Raw genomic sequence first — 22065 nt, 5'->3', positions numbered from 1 at the left:
TCCCTAATTGAAAATGATTTTCATTATCGTTACAAAAGTAATTATATCGAAAAGAGGGAGGATTGACAAGGTGAAACATAACACAAATTATTTTTATTTTTTAAAATTGGATCGTGTCGCCTATTGCCAGGGTAGGAAATACTTCTGGGGAGACAACGATTGCGCCAGGTAATACTTCATTTTGACCAGAGCGGAAATAAACAGAAATGTGTCCAAGTTCTTCCAGATTTTTATTTGCTTCTGTGCCGACTTCTTCTATTATATAGACTTGATCTCCAATTTGTAGTGTATTCCCTTTCGAGAGGGCACTTTGGGGTGCTGCTTCAAACTCATGAATAACGGAGATTTCTCGTAATTCATTGGTGGCTGTTGGTCCAAATAAAATGACAATCTTTTCTTCTTCAAAAGCTGGGACAAGTGGCCCGATTTCAATGATTTTACTTTTAGTCATAGCAATTTCCTCCTAAAAATTAATACATGCCGATACTGAATACCCAAGCGATAACAACAGCAAGGACACCTGTAATCATACGGCTATACAAAATGGCCGGAACGCCGAATTGAACCGTTTTTGGCTTAGCTTCTGCAAGAGATAGCCCAACTGGAATAAAGTCACATCCGGCTTGTGCGTTAATAGCGAATAAAGCAGGTAAAGCATAAGTTACCGGGATGGCGCCAATCGCAATTTGTGAACCAATTAAGACACCAATAACTTGGGCGATAACTGCGCCAGGACCAAGAATCGGTGATAGGAAAGGCAAACTACAAATAAAAGCAATTAAAAGCATTCCCCAAATGGAACCAGCGAGCGGGGAGAGTGTATTCGCAATTAATTTTCCAATCCCAGTGTAGTTAATAATACCGATAATCATACTAATAAAAGCCATAAAAGGAATAATGTTTTTAATGAGCATATCAACAGAATCACGACCAGCTTGATAGAACACGCCCATTGCCTTACCAATACCTCGAGAAAATTTCACAAGATAGCCTTCTTTTAAATCACTCGCTTCTTGTTGATCTTCTTTAATCTTGGCATAATCTTCTTTAAATTTTTCTCTGTCAAAAGGTTTTCCGGGGTCTGCTTCTGATGAGGTAACCATAATATCTTCTGGCTTCACTCCCGAAACAAAAATATCTTCTGTAATATGTTTTGCTAGTGGACCTGATGGAGAAGAAGGGAGAATATCAACAGTTGGAATACGTTTCATTGGATAGACGCCAATTCGAGCCGTACCACCGCAGTCAATGACAACACACATCATTTCTTCTTCGGGAATGGAGTTTTTAAAACCATCGACGGCTTCTGCACCGGATAATTCAGCAATTTTCAAAGCTACGGGGTGGATACCGCCGCCAGTAATAGAAACAACTTTTGTTCTTGGTTCGCTTGGAGTAAGGTCTAGCCCAGTTCCCCAACCGCCTTGGCCTTTATTCACATGAATTGATTGATACATTTTATTTGCCTCCTATCGATTTCAGACTTTTTCTTTTCGCATTAAGAATTTTGTAATGGTTTCCGTAATCACACCACGCATTAAAATGATAACAATACCTGCTAAGAAGTAACGAACTGCAAGACTAGACATACTATAACCAGCTTCGACAACCCCATTAGCAATTCCTAAATAAACAAATAATTCTCCAGCATTCGCATAAGGGAACAACCCTGTGACTGGATGTAAAAATGAAACAACCGAATCATAAAAAGCAGGTTTTTGATGTTCTTTAACGAATCGTCCAAATGTGTACGCCATTGGATTTGTTAGCATTAAGACAGATAAAATCGGCATAAGTGAATAACGTAAAATCATGTTTTTAGCTGAAAATTGAATTGCACGGTTGACTCGTTCTTCCCCGATAAATGCAATAATCGAGTACGTAAAGGTTAAAAGGACAATTAAAAGCGGGACAATTCCTGTCATAAAGCTCACGAACTGTTTTCCACCAGCCTCAAAAAGACCGATAAAGTTGGTTCCAAACCATTCAATATAATTCACTAGGAAACACTCCTTTTTAATTATTTAAAGCGCTTTCATACAACTGTTGGCGGTTTTGATAATGGCTTTTTCTTGTATGGAATGCTTTTTCTTTTCATGTAATTCTTGTAGTATTTCGGATAAATCTTTCTGGTGATAGTCAGTGAATGTTTTAAACTTCGCAAAAATCGTTTTTCCTGTTAAAATTTGGCATTCATGAACAATATGCTCTTCATTTACAACTAAGATAGCTACGGCACTTGTTCGAAACTTTAATCGCTCCATTTCAGAATAAAGATGGTAACCGATTTTTCCAGCATATTTATTTGCAACTTTATTCATGTGATGTTGGTAATACCTCACTTGAAAAAAAGCAAGAAATGTCTGAGCGATGAAAATAACGGAAGCAATAAGGACAATTTTCATTCACTTTTCCTCCTTATAATAGGTGGGAAGCTAGCCCTTCCCACCATGTTACCTTTAATTGCTAAATGTTTCGTCTTGTAGTTTTCTAAGTTTCCAAACAGTAGTTGATTCGTCGAGTGAAACATCTTCGTCGGTAATAAATGTGCCAGCTTTAATGTTTCTGCGTGCAACTACTTCACCGCTAATTAGCCCGATTGGAATATGACCTTCTGCCGCCATATCTACGTGAGTTTCGAGCACACCGCGGACACAGAAACCGCCAATCCCATCTAATCTTTCTCCAGCAGCTATATCTTTTTTAGCAACTGCAACTGTTTCGGAAACGGGAGCTCCCATAGGAACAATAGCGTGATCGTGATTCAGAACAGCTTTCGCAATAGTTAGTGGAGTTTCTAGGCTCGCTAGATGATAAGGACGATAAAGAATGTGATGATCGCGTTCACCTTTTTTCATTAAGTAGCTAAGTTCATGACTAACACCTTCATTTTGGCCTTTAACAATTACGAAAACGCCTGGCGCCAAGCCATCTACATATTCTACGACACCAAATTGGTTTAAAATACCGCCTTGCTCTTTTAAATCGAGGTCTTTAATGACGGAATCTACGTCACCCGAGATACCATGCATTCCAACGACATCGGGAACATATCCAATAGCGTTTGAAAGTAAGTTCATTTCTGCCATTGTTTTCGTTCCATCTTGGAAAGCTGCTAGCATGTGAGAAGCCATATTTTTTCCGTCTGCTTCCACTTGGCAACTATCTGGATTAGCGCTAATTTTTAGTTTGTTGTTTTTTCCTTTACCGGCAACAAGTACTTCCATACCCATTGATTTGGAAAATTCGTAAAGTTCAGTTATCGCAGCGGGTTCGTCCCCATCAGATCCGGTATAAACGAGGCCAGCGCTATCATATAATTTTTTCATTAATGGTCCGATAGTAATGTCAATTTCTACATTTAATAGAACAAGTTGTTTTTTTGCAAGTAAAGTTTCTAGGGAAATTTTAGCGCCGACTTCTGGAACGCCAGTGGCATCGACAATCACTTCTACAAGATCAGAATGAATAATTTCTTTAAAGTCATTTGATAAAAGAATTTTTTCTTTTTTTGTTGCTGTAGCATTGTATGCATCTGCGGCTTTTTTTGCGGCGTCCACATGAATGTCACTTATACCAACTACGCTCATTCCAGGAATAGCGGCAATTTGCGAAATCATACCGAATCCCATTTGACCTGCGCCAATAACGCCGACGCGAATAGGATTATTTTCTTTCTCACGGGCAAGTAACTGTCTATATAAAGTCATTTCAAGTTCCTCCTAGTAATCGTTTTCATTTATTAAAAATAAAACTCCGGATAAAGCTATTTTACCTTAATAAATGAATCGTGTAACATTTGTCACCACTAGTGACAAATGTCGTATTTCACAAATCAAATATAACATTTTAACTTTTTTTCGTCAATGAAATATTAAATGTTTTTTATTTTAAAGAAATAAAAAAAGCCCAATCCATTGGTGGAGAGTGCTTTTGGGGTTTTATATTTTTGTGTGGTGGAATATTTGTTAATCGTTTTTTTGTAGGATGTATTCAGCCATTCTATCAGTAATCACAATCACATCTATCAATCCGGCATTAAGTGCTGAAACAAGTGCGTCTTTTTTTTGTAGTCCATTTGCTAAAGCTACGACAGTTGGGATTTTTTTTAGTTCTTCTAAACTGAGTCCGATAACATGTGTATTTATCTGTGTATTTGCTTCTTCTCCATTTGCCGTGAAAAAACGTGAATTAATATCGCCGACAACATCTTTGTATCGCAGTTCTTCAATATCTTCGGGGGTGATATAACCAATTTCTTCCATGGTACTTTGATTATAAGGACTTGATACCCCAACAATAGCCATATCAACAGTTTTACCTTCTTCAAGGACCTCATTAATGTATTTGTTTTTAGATAGATCGGCTTTCATTTCCGTATCTTCTACAAGGGCAGGGGCATATAAATATTTACTATGGCACTGCATTTTTTTCTTTAAATCGTAGCAAATTTGGTTGGAATGGAGGTCAATATCGCTTGATCCCATACCGCCGATTAACGGAATAATAGTTAAGTCTTTATGAGGGATATACGGGAATTCATTGGCGAATTTACGGATTGTTTTCCCCCACGAAATCCCGAGCGTATTCACTTTGGCAATTCTTTTACTAAGCGTATATGCTGCTTCTTTGGCTAGAAAATTAAGGGCTTCTTCTTCGGACATATCGTGTGTTGCAACGACAATCGCTTCTTCTAAACCAAACTTTTCTTCTAGTTTTTGTTCTAAATCGACCGTATAGTATGTTTCATCTTTAATAAAAATTTCTACAATACCTAAGTCTTTTGCACGTTGCAAAGTTTTAGAAATAATTGATCTTGAAATCCCGATTTTTTTGGCGATTTGCGCTTGAGTCCAACCATAATGATAGTACCATGTAGCGATTTTCACCATATCTCTTTTTTCTTCCCATTTCATCTTTGTTACCTCCATTCTACATAATAATGGAACAAAAGTTATCTGTAGTCACAAATGTTTTTATGCTAATAGTATCATAGAATTGCCCGTCTGGAAAGATATCGGAGGGATATATAGTGCTTTAGTAAAGAGAAAATGAATTTTTATATGGTTTTTGCTAATTTGTGACAAAATTACAAACAATTTTATTTTGAGATTTACGAGGAATTTTGCAAGCGTTTTTAATAATTTTTGAGTGGAAAGCGTGTAATTTGTTCTCCATAGAGAAACACCATTATTTGATGGGTGGTAGTATAAATTTAGTTCTTAACGAGCCCAACAATAAGCTAATTAAACAGTTCATCTTAGAAGAGGAGTGGATTTTAGTGGAAAAATTATTTACATACAAGGAATTTATCAAAATGATGCAAAATTATGGAATTAAACATAAAAAACGTAAATTAAGACGTAATGAAGATGTAATGACTAATTCTTCAAATCCACACAATGTCATTTTATTGATAAAAGGCTATATAAGCAGTTACACATGCGAGTCGCCTGAAACACTATTATCTGTTTTTGAACCAGGTGTATTTTTAAGTTATTCGATTTTGGAAGATTTGCCACCGCTTGTAACGAATATTGCGCTTTCAGAGGAGTGCATCGTGTATGAGTATAGAAAAGAAGACATAGAATATGCATTATCGCTCTTTCCAGAAAACTTTGGCTTTCAATATTTCTTTTTAAAAAAGATTGGACGTCATTTATACTATAAGGCTTTACTTAATGCCAAAGATCACCAAGAAAAATTATATTATACGATTAAGTATTTAGGAAAACTCATTGGTGAAAAGGATGAAAAAGGCAATATTGTCTTACCATCAGAAATTACAATCAAAATCTTAATTGAATACAGCACTTTATCAAAAGCGGCATTTTATAGACAGCGTATCCGTCTAATAGAAGAAGAAATTTTAAAGCCACATAAAAAAACTTTCTTAGTCCCAAAGAAAGTAGTAAAACACTATGAAAAACAGTTAACTAGCATTTAAAAAGGAGACCTTAAAAAACAATGAAAATAAATTGGAAGATAGTTCTGGTCTTTGTTTTGATTTTGGCGCTTCTCGGTCCTGTTTACTCGAAAGCTATAGAGACGGAACAAAGCACCTCGCCAGAACAACCAGTGGAGCCGGTAGTAGAGGAAGCTATAAAGGAAACTCCAGAAAAAAAAGAAGCGGAAACAGAACCTGAACCAAAGCCAGAAGCAGAACCAGAACCAGAACCAGAACCCCCGAAAACAGAAGAGATTGAACCAAAAAAACCGTCGACTGAACCTAGCAAACTGAAAGCTAACCCTTCATCAATACCTGAGAATAGTACGATAGCAGATTTATTTCCGGATCCGGTAATGGCAGAATCGGTAGTTCGAAACTTAAATGATCAAATCCGCTATAAAAATGATTGGGTTGTGACTGATGTTATTACACAAGAGGATTTAGATAATCTATCTTCTTTTTCTGATTTATCTACAGTAATTATAAAAAATCTGGAAGGTATACAGTATATGACTAATCTAGTGACTATAAATTGTAGGTCAAATGGTAATTTACAAGGTATATCAGCTTTTTTAAAAGCACCAAATGGATATCCAGAATTGAAGGCGTTAAGTATTATAAAAGCGGGAATTGCGGATGTTTCACCGATTTTAAAAATGAATGCACCAAAATTATCATTCCTAAACTTATCCCAGAATAATCTTAGTGATTTGTCTCCATTTGCTAGTATGCCGAATAATTTTCCGGTTCTAGATGAAATAATGCTTGAGAGTAACAATATTTCAAATGTCGAGCCATTAGCTAAATATGCTAGTAATAGTTTGAGGTTTATTGCGCTTAATAGCAATAGCATTTCGGATTTATCGAGTTTTAAAAATAATTCTATGCCAAATCTAATCGAAATTACTTGTACGAACCAACAAATTTATTTAGAACCAATGGAACTTTCTGCAAAATTTGATTTTACTTTAAAGGCAGAAGAAGTTAAAGGTGTAAATAAATCAATTCCCATAACTGTGTTCGATCCAATTGCAACAATTGATAATACAACTTCCATGGTTACTTGGGAGCAAGAGATTATAAAACAGAAACCAATGATTAATTTAAAAGAAGGTGGACGTAAAGAAGGTGTTCGATATGGATGGGATGAAGTTACTCCAGTTAAAGATAATGTTGGACAGGTGTTCTACGATGGTAAATTCTTTCAACCATTACTATATGTAGTGGCTCCGAAAATTATATCAAATGAAAAACAGCTTATTTATGATATTGACACACCACTCACAGAGGAACAATTGATAGAAGATGCAAAAATCGTAGTAGATCAACCATCAAAAATCACAACTAATTTTAAAGACATAATACCGAGTTCACCAGATCCCACTAAATATGTAGTGACAATCGAAGCTTCTAATATAGACGGAGGCGAGTCGGTAAATGTAGATGTTATATTTCAACCTAAGCCACCTATTATAACTGCGGACGAAGAATATACCTATTTAGTTGGTGAAACTATTGATGCTAATCAATTTAGATTAGATGTGAATGCGACTTTGACTGGCGTTGGTTCGCTAGTGGATGATTTTGAGTCAGTAGTAGACCTTACGAAAGTTGGCGATTATGTTGTAACGCTGTCGTCTCCCGGAAATCCACCAGCTTCTCAAACAGCTATTCCTGTAACCGTGGTTGTTCACGTCAGAGAAAGTATGGAGCTGCAAATTCCTAGTGATTTTCGGATGGGCATAGATGAAAATTCAGAATCAGTGCCGATTTTAAATAGAAAGCAAACCCTGAAATGCTATGGGGCTGACGGAAAAGTAGATTTAACGGTGACAGATAGAAGGAAATCAAAGCAAGGCTGGACGATAACAGGAGCAATGACAACATTTACAAATAGCAGTGGAGACATCATTCAAAGTTCGCTAAAGTATCAAAGTAAATCATCTGGTAGCAGCCCAGTTTACTTAAATAATGCAAATCAGCCTATTGAACAAAAACAAGCAACTCCTACAGAAACAGGCTTTGTCTCAACTATTTTCGACTTAGAAGATAGTTTATCAATAGAAATTCAGCCTAATGATGCTTTAGTGGGTGATGCTTATGAATCTAAGGTTACGTGGACTCTAGAAGATGCGCCTAGGCCTTAACTAAAAGGAGCTATTCGATTTGAAAAAAATAGGATTCATTATATTTTGTTGTTTATTCTTATTCGCAGCACCATTTTATGTAGAAGCAAAAAAGGCAGATACAGTGACTAGTAAAGCAAACGTTGTAATTAAGAAAGACCCTCATAAGGCTAAAAGCGGAACAGATGATAGAACAGGTACATATCCTACAAAGTTTCCCAGAAAGCTTCCAAAAACTGGGGAGTCGGGCGATTTACCACTTATTGTGGTAGGAATTAGCCTCATTTTATTTGCAAGTAAAAAACACTTTAAGGGGGTGAGGGAAGAAATTTAATTGTTTAGCACGACAAAAAAAGGATAACAGAAAGAGGAGAATAATAATGACAAGTAGAACAGTAAAAGTAACAACAGCAAGTTTATTAGCACTAGGACTTATTGTAGCACCAGTACTTTCTGGGGATTTTGCTTCAGCAGCAACTTCCGTAACACAAGATTCAAAAGGGATTGTAAAATTTGATAAAAGCGCAACTCCAGATCCAGTTCCAGTAGATCCAGATCCAACTGCTACAGATCCAGTTGTTCCAGATCCAATTAATCCACCAGTAGGTAGTGATGGTCTATGGATTTTAGCAGTATCTAATTGGGACTTTGGCACACTTGACGCATCCGAATTATCTAAAGGTGCAATAAATGTGCATTCTAAAGATGGAAAAATTACTACGTATGAAGATACTAACGGAAATGGTACGCAAGATTTACCAGGAGAAGTTTCTGTTACTAAAGATGTAACTCCTTTCGCTCAGATTAGTGACTTACGTGGTTCGAATAATGGTTGGACTCTTTCAGTAACAGGTAGTGAGTTCGAAGATGATTCTACACCTGCCAAAAAAATCGCTGGTGCTGAGTTAACTATTCCAAAATCTACTGTTAAATCAAAAGATTCTACTGCACAAGCACCAACTGGATATGATAACGTTGCAATTTCCATGACTGGTGGAGCAGCAGTTCCTGTAATGGCAGCTAAAGATTTGCAATCTACAACACCAACAGACTTCAGTGATGATGAAGGTATGGGAACTTGGACAGATAGCTTTGGTTCAGCAGAAGTATCTGCAACAGAAACATCTAAGCCGAAATTATCTATTCCTAAAAACGTGGCTGTAGCAGAAGGCACTTATCAAAGTACATTAACTTGGACTTTAAGCGATACACCAGCAGTCTAACATTTTTCAAAAAGAGAAAACTGCATTTTTCGATGTTGTTTTCTCTTTTTAAATTGAGTAATTAGGAGGAAAGAGAGACTTGAAAAAAATATTCGCTATCATCTTTGCCTGTACATTTGCTATTATTTGTTTGCCAAATCAACACGCCGAGGCAGCAGAAGGTAATAGTTTTTCCGTAAAAGCAATTCTTCCAGGTAATCAGGCGTCTAGCGTGACATATTTTGATTTACAAATGGAACCTAAGCAGAAGCAAAAATTAGATGTCGAAATTACCAATCACAGTAAAGAACAAATTACTATTAATTGCGTCGCCAACACAGCTATTACCAATGAGATGGGATATGTCGATTACTCGATACCAAAAACAAAACCGGATGAAACGCTCAAATATCCATTTGCTGATATAACAGAAGTAAGTGACTCCGAGATTACACTTGAACCAAATGAAACTAAAATTTGGTCGGTAACTATCCAAATGCCTGAAGAAAGCTATGATGGAATTATTTTAGGCGGGTTACATTTTAAAGAAAAGACTAAAGAAAAAACAGAGAAAGAAACAAAGCAAGAAAAAGAAGTGCAAATTAAAAATGAATATGCTTATGTAATTGGTGTAAAGTTAACCGAAAAAACCACTATAGTTAAGCCGGAACTAGCATTAAATCAAATTAAAGCAGGAAGTAGGAACTACCGAAATGTAGTCGAAATAAACTTGCAAAATACAAAAGCGACCTTAGTTGGTGGACTGGCCGTGGATGCCAAAATATATAAACAAGGCAGCGAAAATGTGCTACATGAAGCAAAACGAACGGACTTATCAATGGCACCCAATTCCAATTTTAATTACAGTGTGGACTGGGAAAACCAAGAGTTAAAACCAGGAAAGTATAAACTTCATTTAGTCGCAAAAAATAAAGATGATAAATGGGAATGGACAAAGGAATTTACTATTTCATCAGATGAAGCTAAAAAAGCAAATAACAAAGCTTTAGGACTAGAGAAAGATTACACTTGGTTGTATATAACAGGTGGAATTCTACTCTTACTAATTCTGATTACTGTCACTTATTTAATTGGAAGACGTACTGCAAAGAAAAAAGATGATGAAGAATAAATCTATATAAAAAAGCTTGAAAACAAGGGAGTATCTTGTTTTCAAGCTTTTTTTATGCCTGTAAATCAAGTTGGAATTAATGTGATATCGCTGTATATTTATGCGGATTTAAATGAATAATGCAGGGGTGAAATTTGAATGAATCGGGTGAGCTTTTAACTAGTTGTGACAAATTAACGAACGCCTTTTCTATAGTTTTTAGGAGGATTTTAAATAATCCTTCAAAAGAAAAGATAGAAAAAACGCTAAATTCCTTCTCTATAGAGAAAATAATTCAGTTTGTGCATGGTAATATAAGTTTAGTTCTCGCCAAGACTAACATGTGTCGCTAAATAAATTATATAAATACAGAGGAGTGAATTTTTTTAGTGGAGGAATTATTTACATACAAAGAATTTATCAACATGATGCAAAAACATGGGATAAAACACAGAAAACGTAAATTCAAACACGGCGAAAAGATTACAAGTGATTCTTCTAAACTAGATAGTGTTATTTTACTAATTGAGGGATATATTAGTAGCTATACTCGGGAATCACCTCAGAAATTACTATCTATTTTTGAACCTGGAATTTTTCTTAGATATTGTATTTTGGAAGAATCTCCCCCAACTACAGAGCACATTGTATTATCAGAAACTTGTGAGATTTATGAATATAAGAAGCAAGATGTTGAATATGCGCTCACGTTATTTCCGGAAAATTTTGGTTTTCAGTATTTCTTTTTAAAAAGATTTGAACGCCACTTATTTTATAGATCTTTACTAAACAATAAGGCGCACAAAGATAAGCTTTACTATGCAATAAAATACTTGGGTGAACTTATCGGAAGCAAGGATACGCAAGGAAATATTACCTTACCGCCCGAAATAACCTTAAAAGCCTTAATTGAATATAGTACTTTATCGAAAGCCGCATTTTACCGGCAAAGAGTGTCTTTACTAGAGAAGAATATTTTGAAAAGGAACCGGAAGACATTCATCGTGCAAGATGGAATTATGGCCGAATTATTATGAAATCTAACTAACAAGAAGGAGACAGAAGATGAAACAGAACTGGAAGCCATTGTTGCTTTTTATATTATTACTAGCGCTTTGTTCTCCTGTGTATTCTTTCGCGGAAGAAACAAGAGAAGCACTAGCACCGAAAACTACTGAAACTCCAGAACTAACAAAAACGAACGACAACTTAAATAAAACAATCTTAACCCCTGAAAAAAAACAAGCAAACAATAATTCAGAAACCAAAAATAAAACCAAAGAAAGTCAAACAAATAAAAAAGCGCAGACACCACTTAAAAACCTAAAAAATACACTTCCGCCTAATAGCAAAATTTCGGATATTTTTAAAGACCCGGGGATGGCAAATGCAGTAGCTGTTAATTTAACCAAGTATACTTCTAATAACTACAGTGTGAATTCTATTGTTACTGAAGATGAGTTGAAAAATTTAAGGATGTTAGCATATAACAATAGGTATGAACCTAAAGCTGGAAGTCCTAACAACCCTACAATTAAATCTATTGAAGGAATACAATATCTTACCGGGGTAGATACTATTGATTTAAATAGTAATGATATTAAAGATTTATCGCCATTCTTAAAAGCGCCTAATGGTTTTCCTCTTTTAGACAGTTTATTTCTTGGGAATAATGATATCTCGGATGTATCTGTAATACCAAAAATAAATATGCCATTTATTTGGAACATAAGGTTGGGTGGTAATAAGGTTACTGACGTTTCAAGTTTAAAAAATTTAGCTGATAATTCTAAACCAAGGCTTCAAATTATAGATGTAGAGAATCAGAGAATAGTATTTCCTAAAAAAATCATTTCTAGTAAAAAATCTTTTTCTTTAACCCATAAAACTATCCTTATGGGTACGAGTGGAACTGTTCCTATTATGTTTTATCGACCTAATGCATCATTTAATGCAGCTACATCGACCATCACTTGGTCCAAAGAAGAAATGCTGAAAAAACCTACTATACGTGTTTGGGATAAAAAGTCATCTACCAGCAAATCTATTCAGGGTGTCGAGTATGTTTGGCAACCGGAAAACATATCATTTGGAAGAATTGTCAGTGAGAGCAGTGGTTTCACAGGGATCTTTCAACAACCCCTTGAATACCTCGGTCCTCCAAAAATAATTTCATCGAAAGACGTTGTATATGAAGTAAATACGCCGCTAACGGAAAGTAAGTTTTTAGAAGATGCCAAGATTGTTACGGATCAGGAAACAACTATTACAACTAACTTTAATTCGAAAATAAAAGATACTTCAGTTGCTGGCGTCCACTTTGTTACGGTCACAGCGTCTAATATAGAAGGCGAAGTTTCCATAGGTATAAAGGTTGTTATTAAGAATAAGCAACCAGTCATCACTGCAAAAAGCGAATATACTTATTTAGTAGGTGAAAACGTTGACTCGAATCAATTTCGACAAGACATTAATGCGACTTTAACTGGCCCAGGGAGCATTCCTAATGATTTGAAAGATGACTTTGCTTCGAAGGTGGATTTAAATAAAGTAGGAGATTATTTCGTCGAGCTTTCCACTCCTGATTGGCCACCGTTAACCGATGCTGCTAAACCGGTGACAATTTTAGTACGTGTCAGGGAAGGCTTAGAGATGAAAATTTCAGATGATTTTCGGATGGACGTGGATGAAAATACTGACCCCATTCCTATTTCGAATAATAAGCAAACCTTAAAATGTTTTGCTCAGGCGGGAGACGCTGAAATAGAAGTCCTTGATAGAAGAAGGGCGAAACAAGGATGGACTATAACTGGAATGATGAGCCCTTTTAAAAACGAGAAAGGAGACATATTAGAAACTTCTCTTAAGTATCAAAAAGAGTCATCAGAAAGTAGTCCGATATTTTTGAATGCGACTAATCAACCAATTGAAACAAAACAACCAACTGACCAATCTGGAGAAATTACAACTACTTTTAATTTGCAAAATAACTTAACTCTAGAAGTTTTACCAAATGATGCATTAGTAACGGGAATTTATGAAGCTACGGTCACATGGACTTTAGAGGATGTACCGAGATAAAAAAACAAATAGAAGGAGACTTCGAAGCGTGAAAAAATATATTCTAATTGTTATAGGTTGTACTGTTTTATTTCTTTTTCCATTAGAAAGTAGCGCGTATACAGATACAGCAATAAGTAAGGCAGGTGTAACTTTTGTGAGGGATAAAAATCGTCCTGCACAGGTTTTTGGAACAGATGATAGGAGTGGCACTTTTCCTTCCAAAGGTCCAATTAAGCGGCTTCCTAAAACCGGAGATAATAGTGATGTTTACTTTATTTTACTAGGTGTAAGTCTCCTTTTAATTGCTAAAAAGAACTTATTTAAGGGGGTGAAGTAAAAAAAGCTAATCTTAAATAAACAATAACATAACAGAAAGAGGAGAATAATAATGATAAGAAAAACAACAAAGGTAATTTCAACAAGTTTATTAGCACTAGGATTAATCGTGACACCGGTACTTTCTGAAGATTTTGCGTCTGCAGCAACTAAAGTCAATAAAGATACAAAAGGAACCATCAAATTTGATAAAAGCACAACACCAACTCCCGAACCAGTAACTCCAGATCCAACTGAAACAGACCCAGTAGTACCAAGTCCAGACAATCCACCCGTGAGCTCGGACGGATTATGGATACTTGCTATATCCAACTGGGATTTCGGAACTCAAAGTGTAGCTTCTTTATCTTCAGGAATTTTGGATTTTTATGCAGAAGATGACACTCTTTCTACTTATACAGATACAAATGGCAACGGACAGCAAGACTTACCAGGAGAAGCATCCGTATCAAAAAAAGTCACTCCGTATGCACAAATAAGTGATTTACGTGGTACTAATACTGGTTGGACGCTTTCTGTTACAGCTAGTGAGTTTAAAGATGATTCCACCCCAGCTAAAAAAATTAAAGGTGCTCAGTTAACGATTCCGAAATCTACTGTCGCAACAGTCAATTCGACAGCGAAAGCCCCAACTGGTTATGATAATATAACGATTCCGATGACGGGTCTCAGCACGGTTCCTGTAATGGCAGCCAAAGATAAACAAACAGCGACACCGGCTAACTTTAGCGATGACGAAGGTATGGGAACTTGGACAGATAGTTTTGGTTCAGCAGCAAAAGACGCGACTCAAACAACAAAACCTAAATTATCCATTCCGCAAAATACCGTTGTTGAAGATGGAACTTATCAAAGTAAGTTAACTTGGACGTTAAGCGACACACCAGCAATTTAACATTTTTTAAAAGAGAAAACTTCATCTTTTTATGTTGTTTTCTCTTTTTAAATTGAGGAATTAGGAGGAAATTTAGACTTGAAAAAAATATTCGCTATTGTCTTTGTATGTTTTTTTACTTTTATTTTTTTTCACGGTCAAACAGTGGCAGCAACGAAAGCGGAAGGGAAATTCTCTGTCAAAGCAATCCTGCCTGAGAACCAAGCTTCTGGGGTTACTTATTTTGATTTACAAATGGCTCCAGAAGATAAACAAACTATAAAAGTAGAACTAATGAACCAAGGGAAAGAACAAATCACGATTAAATGTGTGGCCAATACAGCTGTTACTAACGAAATGGGGTACGTAGATTATTCGATTCCAAAAGCAAAAACGGATAAAACATTAAAGTATCCATTTTCAGATATAGTAAAAGCAAGTGAATCAGAAGTAACGCTTAAACCGAATGAAACAAAAATATGGTCTCTCGATATTAATATGCCAGCAGAGAGTTATGATGGCATTATTTTAGGTGGGCTACATTTCCAAGAAAAGAAAGATGAAGAAAAGGAAAAAGATACCTCTAAAAAAGAAGTTCAAATTAAAAATGAGTATGCTTATGTAATCGGAGTGAAGCTTACAGAAAAAACGACGGTCGTAAAGCCGAACTTGGAATTAAATGAAATTAAACCGGCATCGCGAAACTACCGAAATGTAGTCGAAATAAACTTGCAAAATACAAAAGCGACCTTAGTTAGCGGGATGGCCGTGGATGCAAAAATATATAAAGACGGTAGCAAGAAAGTATTGCGTGAATCAAAACGAACCGACCTTTCTATGGCACCAAACTCCAACTTTAATTACAGTGTGGACTGGGAAAATCAAGAGTTAAAACCCGGTAAATACAAAGTGGAGTTGGTAGCTAAAACAGCCGATGATAAGTGGGAATGGGTAAAAGAATTTACCATTTCAGAGGAAGATGCTAACAAGGCTAATAAGGTGGCTCTAGGACTTGAGAAAGACTATACTTGGATGTATGTGACTGGCGGTATTTTACTCGTGCTCCTTGTGATAGCAACAGCTTATTTTATTGGAAAACGAGCTAGGAAAAAAGACGAAGAATCACAGTGAAAAGCAAAATAAAAAAGCTTGAAAACAAGATTCGATGCTTGTTTTCAAGCTTTTTTTATTTTTCGATTTTCTCCGTCTCTACTACACGAAGTCCTTTGCGCTCTAAGTGAGAAATGATTTCGTTTTTCTTATCTTCGGTTACTCCAACTGGTAAGGAAACAAGTACACGACGAATGAAATCTTCCGTTTGGTTATCGAGTGTAATCAAACTCGCGATGCTCGAATAACGGTCGATGATTTTAGTGATTTTAGTTAAGGCGCCTTGTACTTCACCGGTTGCAATCGTAAGTACATAACTAGTAGTTTTTACGTTCCAGCCGTCTTGTAAAAGACCAAGTAATTTACCATGCGTCAAAATACCATAGAAATTACCTTGTTCGTTTAAAACAGCGATATATGGTAGTTCTTTAATTGTAAAGAATACTTCAAAGAAAGATGCATTCACACAAATGTGTTTCGTTGCATTTTTGATTAAGCTCATTACAGGATCGCTCAGGCTTCCACCATTTGCTGCATGTTTGTAAATATGCATTTTATAAATATTACCTAAGAATTTTTCGCCTTTTTCGTCTAGTACAGGAACACAGCGATAACCAGATTCTTCTAGTAAATTGATAGCCTCTTGTAAAGTAGCATCTCCAGGAACGGTTGTTAAATTTATTTTAGGGATACAAAGGTTTTTTATCAACATGTTATTCACTCCATTCTTCTTCTCTTTCATTTTAACTTAAAGTAGGTCTTTTGTATAGAAAATCACTGTTAACTCAATTACGAGAATGAAAATGTGTAATTTTTATCATATATATAAGGAAACTTTTGTATAAAGGTTTAATTTTTCTTGAAAAAGTGTATTATTAACTATGCTATGTAAAATTGTAAACAGAAAGAAGGACATGAAAATGCAAAAAGAAATCTTGAATTTTGATTATTATAATCCTACTCATATTATTTTTGGTAAAGACCGTTTTGCAGAATTAAATGAAGTTATTCCTCAAGATAAAAAAGTATTGATTTTATACGGCGGTGGTAGTGTAAAAAGATTTGGAACGCTTGATAAAGTAAAAGCAGCCCTTAAATCTAGAGAAGTTGGTGAATTTGGTGGTATCGAAGCCAACCCTACCTATGAAACGTTAATCAAAGCAATTCAACTTGTGAAAGAAGAAGGCTATGACTTTTTATTAGCTGTTGGTGGCGGTTCTGTTATTGACGGTACGAAATTTGTCGCTGCTGGCGCTTTATTTGAAGGAAATCCAATCGATATTTTTGGTAGCGGAATTGGCGAAAAACGTCAGATTACAGAAGCACTACCTTTTGGAACAGTATTAACTCTTCCGGCAACAGGTTCTGAAATGAATAGTGGCGGGGTTATTACTTTTGTTGAAAAGAAAGCAAAACTTGGCTTTGGAAGTGCGTTTACATATCCAGTTTTCTCCTTACTTGACCCAGAGCTTACCTATACTTTGCCAAAACGTCAACTAGCAAATGGTATTATGGATGCGTATGTGCATGTGATGGAACAATATATGACTTATCCAGTAGGCGCGTTACTTCAAGACCGCTATGCTGAAAGTTTATTACAAACGTTAATTGAAATTGGTCCAGCTGTTATTGAGGAAGATAATCATGATTACAATACGCGGGCAACTTTCATGTGGTCAGCTACGAATGCGCTCAATGGAACACTATCTCGCGGCGTCCCACAAGATTGGGCAAGCCACAGTTTAGGTCATGAAATTACTGCATTATATGGAATAGATCATGCGCGTACTTTAGCGATTGTATTACCATCTCTTTTAAATGTTCGTCGTGAGGAAAAACATGAGAAATTAGTACAATATGCTGAACGTGTTTGGGGAATTACAAGTGGTACTGATGATGAAAAAATAGATGCAGCAATTGTTAAAACACGTGAGTTCTTTGAAAGTTTAGGCGCAGGGACTAGATTTAGCGATTATGGTCTTGGTGATGAAGTAGTAGACTTACTAGTGGATCAATTAGAGCGTCATGGTTTAACAAGTATTTCTGAACGCGGTGACCAAACTTTAGAAATATCTCGTAAAATCTATACCAATGCTTTATAGTAATAATTTTTAAATATGAAAGAAGGCGAATTTTCTTGAGTACCGAGAAGGAAAAGACATTTTTTGGACATCCGCGCGGACTCGCTACGTTATTTAATACAGAATTTTGGGAGCGATTCTCATACTATGGAATGCGCGCAATATTAATATATTATATGTATTATTCTGTATCTAAAGGTGGGCTTGGTTTTAGTCAATCTACAGCCACTGCCATTATGTCTATTTATGGCTCACTCGTGTTTATGTCGGGTGTTATTGGTGGCTGGTTTGCTGATAGAGTGTTAGGACCGAGACAAACCATTTTTTATGGTGGCGTATTAATTATGGTAGGGCATTTAGTGCTAGCGATTCCTAGTGGGGGAGCAGCAGCGCTATTTGTTTCTATGGCATTTATTATTTTAGGAACTGGATTACTTAAACCAAACGTATCTAGTGTTGTTGGGGACTTGTACCCAGCTGGAGACAACCGTCGTGATGCTGGCTTTAGTATTTTCTATATGGGGATTAACTTAGGCGCATTTATCGCACCACCGATTGTTTCGAATGTTTCGGACCATGCCGGAAGCTTCCACGCTGGTTTTGGTGTAGCAGCTGTTGGGATGGCAATAGCACTCGTTGTTTACGTTTTGACAGGAAAACGATACTTAAAAGAAGCAGGCAAAAAAGCACCAAATCCACTTCAAAAATCAGAAGCTAAAATCCTTACGATGAAAATTATCGGTATTATTTTAGCAATCGGATTATTAATTGCTGTGTTAACACTTATTACAGGTAGTTTAACAATTAATACAATTATCCTTGCTGTAACAGTAATGGGAGTTGGAGTGCCGCTAGCTTACTTTATTATGATGATGACAAGCAAGAAAACAGAGGCGGACGAAAGATCACGCTTAACTGCATACATACCATTATTTTTAATCGCAGTATTATTTTGGATGATTGAAGAACAAGGATCAACCACTTTAGCGCTATTTGCAGCAGAAAGAACGGATTTGTCTATTTGGGGCTTCAATTTAAACCCGGCGAATTTCCAATCACTTAATCCCGTATTTGTAATTACCTTATCGCCCATCTTTGCATGGATTTGGACGAAACTTGGTGATAGACAACCATCTACACCACGGAAATTTGCTTTAGGACTATTCTTTGCTGGTTTATCATTTGTTGTAATGATGCTTCCTGGTATTTTACATGGAAATACGACTACACTTGTAAGCCCGCTTTGGCTAGTATTAAGTTTCTTCATCTGTATTTTCGGGGAAATGTTTATCTCTCCAGTAGGACTATCCGCGACAACCAAACTAGCACCAAAAGCTTTTGCGTCTCAAACAATGAGCTTATGGTTCTTGTCAGATGCGATGGGACAAGCTTTTAACGCACAAGTAACGCAATTCTTTAATGCTGACACTGAAATTGCTTACTTTGGAATTACTGGTTTTGTAGCAATAGGCTTTGCGATAGCATTATTCATTTTCGCGCCATTCTTGAAAAAATACATGAAGGGCGTTCATTAAAGGATTTAAAGACACTTTCTCTTTATTTAGAGGAAGTGTTTTTTGTGTGTGGAAAATAAATTAGTTTGCCATTAACTCTTAAGATTGCTACTATTAAAGGGAGAAGTGATAATTTAAAGGAGTGTATACATGGAATCATCAAGCAGGGTAGTTATCTATTTAACGCGACATGGAAAGACGATTTTAAACACACTTGATCGGGTGCAAGGCTGGGCTGACTCGCCGCTCACCGAAGAAGGAGCACTTGTTGCGCATGATTTAGGTCGTGGTTTAAAAGGGACTAATTTTGTAGCCGCTTACGCAAGTGACCGCGGACGTGCCATTGAAACAGCTCGAATTGTAATGAAAGAAAGCGACAATCATCATTTAAAACTCGAAAAATTAGCTGAAATGCGCGAGTTTGGTTTCGGTAAATTTGAAGGAGAATATAACCAAACTGTGTTAAAAATGGTTGCGAAAGCTCATGGCTTTGAGTCAATCGAAAATTATTATGATAAAACTTCTGAAAACAATTCTAATATCGTGATTGACACGGTGCATAAAATGGATGAAACAGGCATGACAGAAAACTCGGCCATTTTTGAAAAACGATTGACCGCCGGACTGGATGCAATTCTTCAGGATGCGCAAACTCGTGGCGGGGGCGAGGTCCTTGTTGTTGCGCATGGTATGGTTATTCACCGCATTATTGAAATGATTGATCCAAGTAAAAATTTAAGAACGATCGAAAATGCTAGTGTGACAAAAGTGATTTTTGAAGACGGCGTTTATTCAATTGAAGAACCTGGAAATATGTCTTATGTAGAAGCCGGAAAAAAAGCGCAAGGGGGAGTTTAAGTGGCAACAGGAAAACTAAATGTGTACTTAGTTAGGCACGGTAAGACGATGTTTAATACATCTCGGCGCGTGCAAGGTTGGTCAGATACACCACTAACAAATGAAGGCATAGAAGTGGCAGAATTTTTAGGGCGAGGGTTAAGGGAAATTCCTTTTGATGCTGTTTACACAAGTGACCGCGGTCGGACGATTGAAACGGCTGGAATAGTTTTACGAGAAAGCAAACAAACCCATTTGGAAATAAGTGAGTTGAGCGATTTCCGTGAATTCGGTTTTGGTAAATTTGAAGGGGAGTATGAAGACATTATGTTCGGAAAAGTAATCGAGCATCTTGGTTTTCAGTCAGTGGAAGAAGCTTTTGAAAAATTCGGCTATGATGGCTATCAAATCATTTCCGAAACAGTTGAAAAAATTGATGAAACTGGAATGTCTGAAAAATGGGACTCCATGGTAACTCGCTTGAAAAATGCTTTGGAAACAGTTGCTAAAGAAAATCAAACTGAAAATGCAAATGTATTAGTTGTTTCTCATGGAATGGCGATTAATACCATTATTTCTTTCTTTGATATAACGCAAATTAATCCAGAGTTAGCAAATGCGAGTGTTACAAGACTTGGGTTTGAGAATGGTGAATGGACGATTGAAGCAGTTAATGATTTAAGCTATATTGAAGCAGGAAAGCTAGTCTTAGCATAAAAAAATCCAGAGTGGCGAAATACGCTACTCTGGATTTTTAAATTATTTTACGAATTTAATACAAACTGGTTCTGGAACTTTTACATCTTTTTGAAGTAAAGTAAGAGCGCCAGTTTCTTTATTGACACCAAAAACAGTAACGTTATTGCTGTTTTCGTTTGTTGCAACTAAAATGTCGCCAGTATAGTTAAGGTCAAAGTCACGAGGACCAACGCCTTCTACTGGTGTTGTTGCTGCAAGTGTTAAAGTACCGTTTTCTGCAACAGCATAGCTTACGATAGCATCTTGACCGCGGTTAGAAATATAGAGGAAACGACCATCTGGAGAAATATGAATGGCGCTACCTTTATTTTCTTTATCAAATCCTTCTGGAAGAGAAGCGATTGTTTGGATAACGTTTAATTTACCAGTTGCGTTATCATATTCAGCAAAAATAACTTCGGAAGTTAATTCAGTCATGATATACACATATTTAGCATTTGGGTGGAAAACAAGGTTACGAGGACCGCTTCCAGGTTTTACTTCTAATTCAGTTACTTTTTCAAGTTTACCGGAATTAGCGGAGTAAGTAGTTACTTTGTCCGTTCCAAGGTCACATGTGATAACATATTTTTGGTCTGGAGTGAATCCAGCAAAGTGAGCATGAGGTTTTTCTTGACGTTCGTGAACACTTTTACCAGTATGTTGAATCGTTGCAACAGATGGTTTTAAAGCGCCATTTTCTGTTGGGTAACTTACAATTGTACCTAGGTGATAGTTTGCAGAAACAACGATAGAACCATCTTCTGAAGCATCTACATAACACGGCGGGTTACCTGTTTGAACATCTTGATTAATGAAAGCAAGTGAGCCATCTTCTTCAATTGAAAAAGCTGCAACTCCACCTTTATCGCCATCTTTTGCTACAGAGTAAACGAATTTTTCGTCATCTGAAATTTTAAGATATGTTGGGTTATCCATTTTTCCGGCTAATTTATTTTCTTTAATTTCACCAGTAGTTTTGTCGATTACTAAGCGATAGATCCCTTGGCTTTCGACTTTGGTGTATGTACCAATATACGCAGTTGCTTCATTATTTGACATGCCTATTCCTCCTATATATAAGATATTTCCTAGTCAATTATAGCATAGTAAAGAAAAGATA

Annotated in this window: 22 protein-coding genes; 14 read left to right on the top strand and 8 right to left on the bottom strand. The window is 36.4% G+C overall.

The annotated features are described in order from the left end of the window. Window positions 1-100: 100 nt before the first annotated feature. The 6 genes from AC4PG8_RS05565 to AC4PG8_RS05540 all read right to left on the bottom strand — a co-directional run bounded on the left by AC4PG8_RS05565 (window position 101) and on the right by AC4PG8_RS05540 (window position 4916). Entirely contained in the window at window positions 101-451 is a 351-nt protein-coding gene (locus AC4PG8_RS05565; RefSeq protein WP_185484781.1) for a PTS glucitol/sorbitol transporter subunit IIA, read from the bottom strand. Window positions 452-470: 19 nt separating this feature from the next. Continuing rightward, window positions 471-1457, bottom strand: a complete 987-nt coding sequence (srlE, locus tag AC4PG8_RS05560) for a PTS glucitol/sorbitol transporter subunit IIB (protein ID WP_003765622.1) — start codon at window positions 1455-1457, stop codon at window positions 471-473. Window positions 1458-1478: 21 nt separating this feature from the next. Continuing rightward, complete coding sequence (gene srlA, locus AC4PG8_RS05555) at window positions 1479-2000, bottom strand: PTS glucitol/sorbitol transporter subunit IIC (RefSeq protein WP_003760655.1); 522 nt, start codon at window positions 1998-2000, stop codon at window positions 1479-1481. A gap of 24 nt (window positions 2001-2024) precedes the next feature. Next, window positions 2025-2405 carry a transcriptional regulator GutM gene (locus tag AC4PG8_RS05550; RefSeq protein ID WP_070753575.1) on the bottom strand — a complete coding sequence of 127 codons (381 nt, stop codon included), beginning with the start codon at window positions 2403-2405 and terminating at the stop codon, window positions 2025-2027. A 54-nt stretch (window positions 2406-2459) separates the two neighbouring features. Then, complete coding sequence (locus tag AC4PG8_RS05545) at window positions 2460-3710, bottom strand: NAD(P)H-dependent oxidoreductase (RefSeq protein WP_010990480.1); 1251 nt, start codon at window positions 3708-3710, stop codon at window positions 2460-2462. Between the two features lie 258 nt (window positions 3711-3968). Continuing rightward, the gene (locus AC4PG8_RS05540; RefSeq protein ID WP_003760660.1) at window positions 3969-4916 is read right to left on the bottom strand and encodes a sugar-binding transcriptional regulator; all 948 of its coding nucleotides are present in this window, start codon (window positions 4914-4916) and stop codon (window positions 3969-3971) included. Window positions 4917-5281: 365 nt separating this feature from the next. Here AC4PG8_RS05540 and AC4PG8_RS05535 point away from each other — a divergent pair, with 365 nt between their 5' ends. From AC4PG8_RS05535 to AC4PG8_RS05490, 10 genes are all read left to right on the top strand, one after another. Next, window positions 5282-5947: a Crp/Fnr family transcriptional regulator gene (locus AC4PG8_RS05535; RefSeq protein ID WP_160464190.1), complete on the top strand. Its 666-nt coding sequence runs from the start codon at window positions 5282-5284 to the stop codon at window positions 5945-5947. A gap of 20 nt (window positions 5948-5967) precedes the next feature. Continuing rightward, window positions 5968-8097: a LapB repeat-containing protein gene (locus AC4PG8_RS05530; RefSeq protein WP_492170122.1), complete on the top strand. Its 2130-nt coding sequence runs from the start codon at window positions 5968-5970 to the stop codon at window positions 8095-8097. Window positions 8098-8116: 19 nt separating this feature from the next. Continuing rightward, a complete protein-coding gene (locus AC4PG8_RS05525; protein ID WP_492170121.1) occupies window positions 8117-8410 on the top strand; it encodes an LPXTG cell wall anchor domain-containing protein in 294 nt (97 codons plus the stop codon). Between the two features lie 46 nt (window positions 8411-8456). Then, a complete protein-coding gene (locus tag AC4PG8_RS05520; RefSeq protein WP_185341317.1) occupies window positions 8457-9299 on the top strand; it encodes a WxL domain-containing protein in 843 nt (280 codons plus the stop codon). 79 nt (window positions 9300-9378) lie between these two features. Then, on the top strand, window positions 9379-10410 hold the full coding sequence (locus AC4PG8_RS05515; protein WP_492170120.1) for a WxLIP family cell surface protein: 1032 nt from the start codon (window positions 9379-9381) through the stop codon (window positions 10408-10410). 368 nt (window positions 10411-10778) lie between these two features. Next, entirely contained in the window at window positions 10779-11426 is a 648-nt protein-coding gene (locus tag AC4PG8_RS05510) for a cyclic nucleotide-binding domain-containing protein (protein ID WP_185505257.1), read from the top strand. A 28-nt stretch (window positions 11427-11454) separates the two neighbouring features. Continuing rightward, window positions 11455-13470, top strand: a complete 2016-nt coding sequence (locus tag AC4PG8_RS05505; protein ID WP_492170119.1) for a LapB repeat-containing protein — start codon at window positions 11455-11457, stop codon at window positions 13468-13470. A gap of 28 nt (window positions 13471-13498) precedes the next feature. Then, on the top strand, window positions 13499-13789 hold the full coding sequence (locus tag AC4PG8_RS05500) for an LPXTG cell wall anchor domain-containing protein (RefSeq protein WP_010990486.1): 291 nt from the start codon (window positions 13499-13501) through the stop codon (window positions 13787-13789). Window positions 13790-13840: 51 nt separating this feature from the next. Next, window positions 13841-14683, top strand: coding sequence for a WxL domain-containing protein (locus AC4PG8_RS05495; RefSeq protein ID WP_160464182.1), 843 nt, complete (start codon window positions 13841-13843; stop codon window positions 14681-14683). 78 nt (window positions 14684-14761) lie between these two features. Beyond that, window positions 14762-15793 (top strand): WxLIP family cell surface protein, encoded by a 1032-nt coding sequence (locus tag AC4PG8_RS05490; protein ID WP_160464181.1) that lies wholly within the window; start codon window positions 14762-14764, stop codon window positions 15791-15793. A gap of 55 nt (window positions 15794-15848) precedes the next feature. Here AC4PG8_RS05490 and cbpA read toward each other — a convergent pair whose 3' ends face one another. Further along, complete coding sequence (cbpA, locus tag AC4PG8_RS05485; protein WP_003760686.1) at window positions 15849-16484, bottom strand: cyclic di-AMP binding protein CbpA; 636 nt, start codon at window positions 16482-16484, stop codon at window positions 15849-15851. A 208-nt stretch (window positions 16485-16692) separates the two neighbouring features. On the opposite strand from cbpA, the gene AC4PG8_RS05480 reads away from it, so the two are divergent. The 4 genes from AC4PG8_RS05480 (at window position 16693) to AC4PG8_RS05465 (ending at window position 20921) form a co-directional block, all read left to right on the top strand. Further along, entirely contained in the window at window positions 16693-17874 is a 1182-nt protein-coding gene (locus AC4PG8_RS05480) for an iron-containing alcohol dehydrogenase (RefSeq protein ID WP_492170118.1), read from the top strand. Window positions 17875-17909: 35 nt separating this feature from the next. Further along, window positions 17910-19388: a peptide MFS transporter gene (locus AC4PG8_RS05475; protein WP_003770695.1), complete on the top strand. Its 1479-nt coding sequence runs from the start codon at window positions 17910-17912 to the stop codon at window positions 19386-19388. Window positions 19389-19517: 129 nt separating this feature from the next. Further along, window positions 19518-20225: a histidine phosphatase family protein gene (locus AC4PG8_RS05470; protein WP_003760692.1), complete on the top strand. Its 708-nt coding sequence runs from the start codon at window positions 19518-19520 to the stop codon at window positions 20223-20225. Then, entirely contained in the window at window positions 20226-20921 is a 696-nt protein-coding gene (locus AC4PG8_RS05465; RefSeq protein ID WP_194323238.1) for a histidine phosphatase family protein, read from the top strand. 42 nt (window positions 20922-20963) lie between these two features. Here the strand turns inward: AC4PG8_RS05465 and AC4PG8_RS05460 are convergent, their stop codons facing one another. Continuing rightward, window positions 20964-22004 carry a lactonase family protein gene (locus AC4PG8_RS05460; RefSeq protein WP_070753562.1) on the bottom strand — a complete coding sequence of 347 codons (1041 nt, stop codon included), beginning with the start codon at window positions 22002-22004 and terminating at the stop codon, window positions 20964-20966. Window positions 22005-22065: the final 61 nt, after the last annotated feature.

The sequence above is a fragment of the Listeria sp. MAN/IMW/UF555 genome (assembly GCF_058684075.1).
Note: the sequence above shows the minus strand (reverse complement) of the source record. Positions and strands in the feature narration are given on the sequence as shown.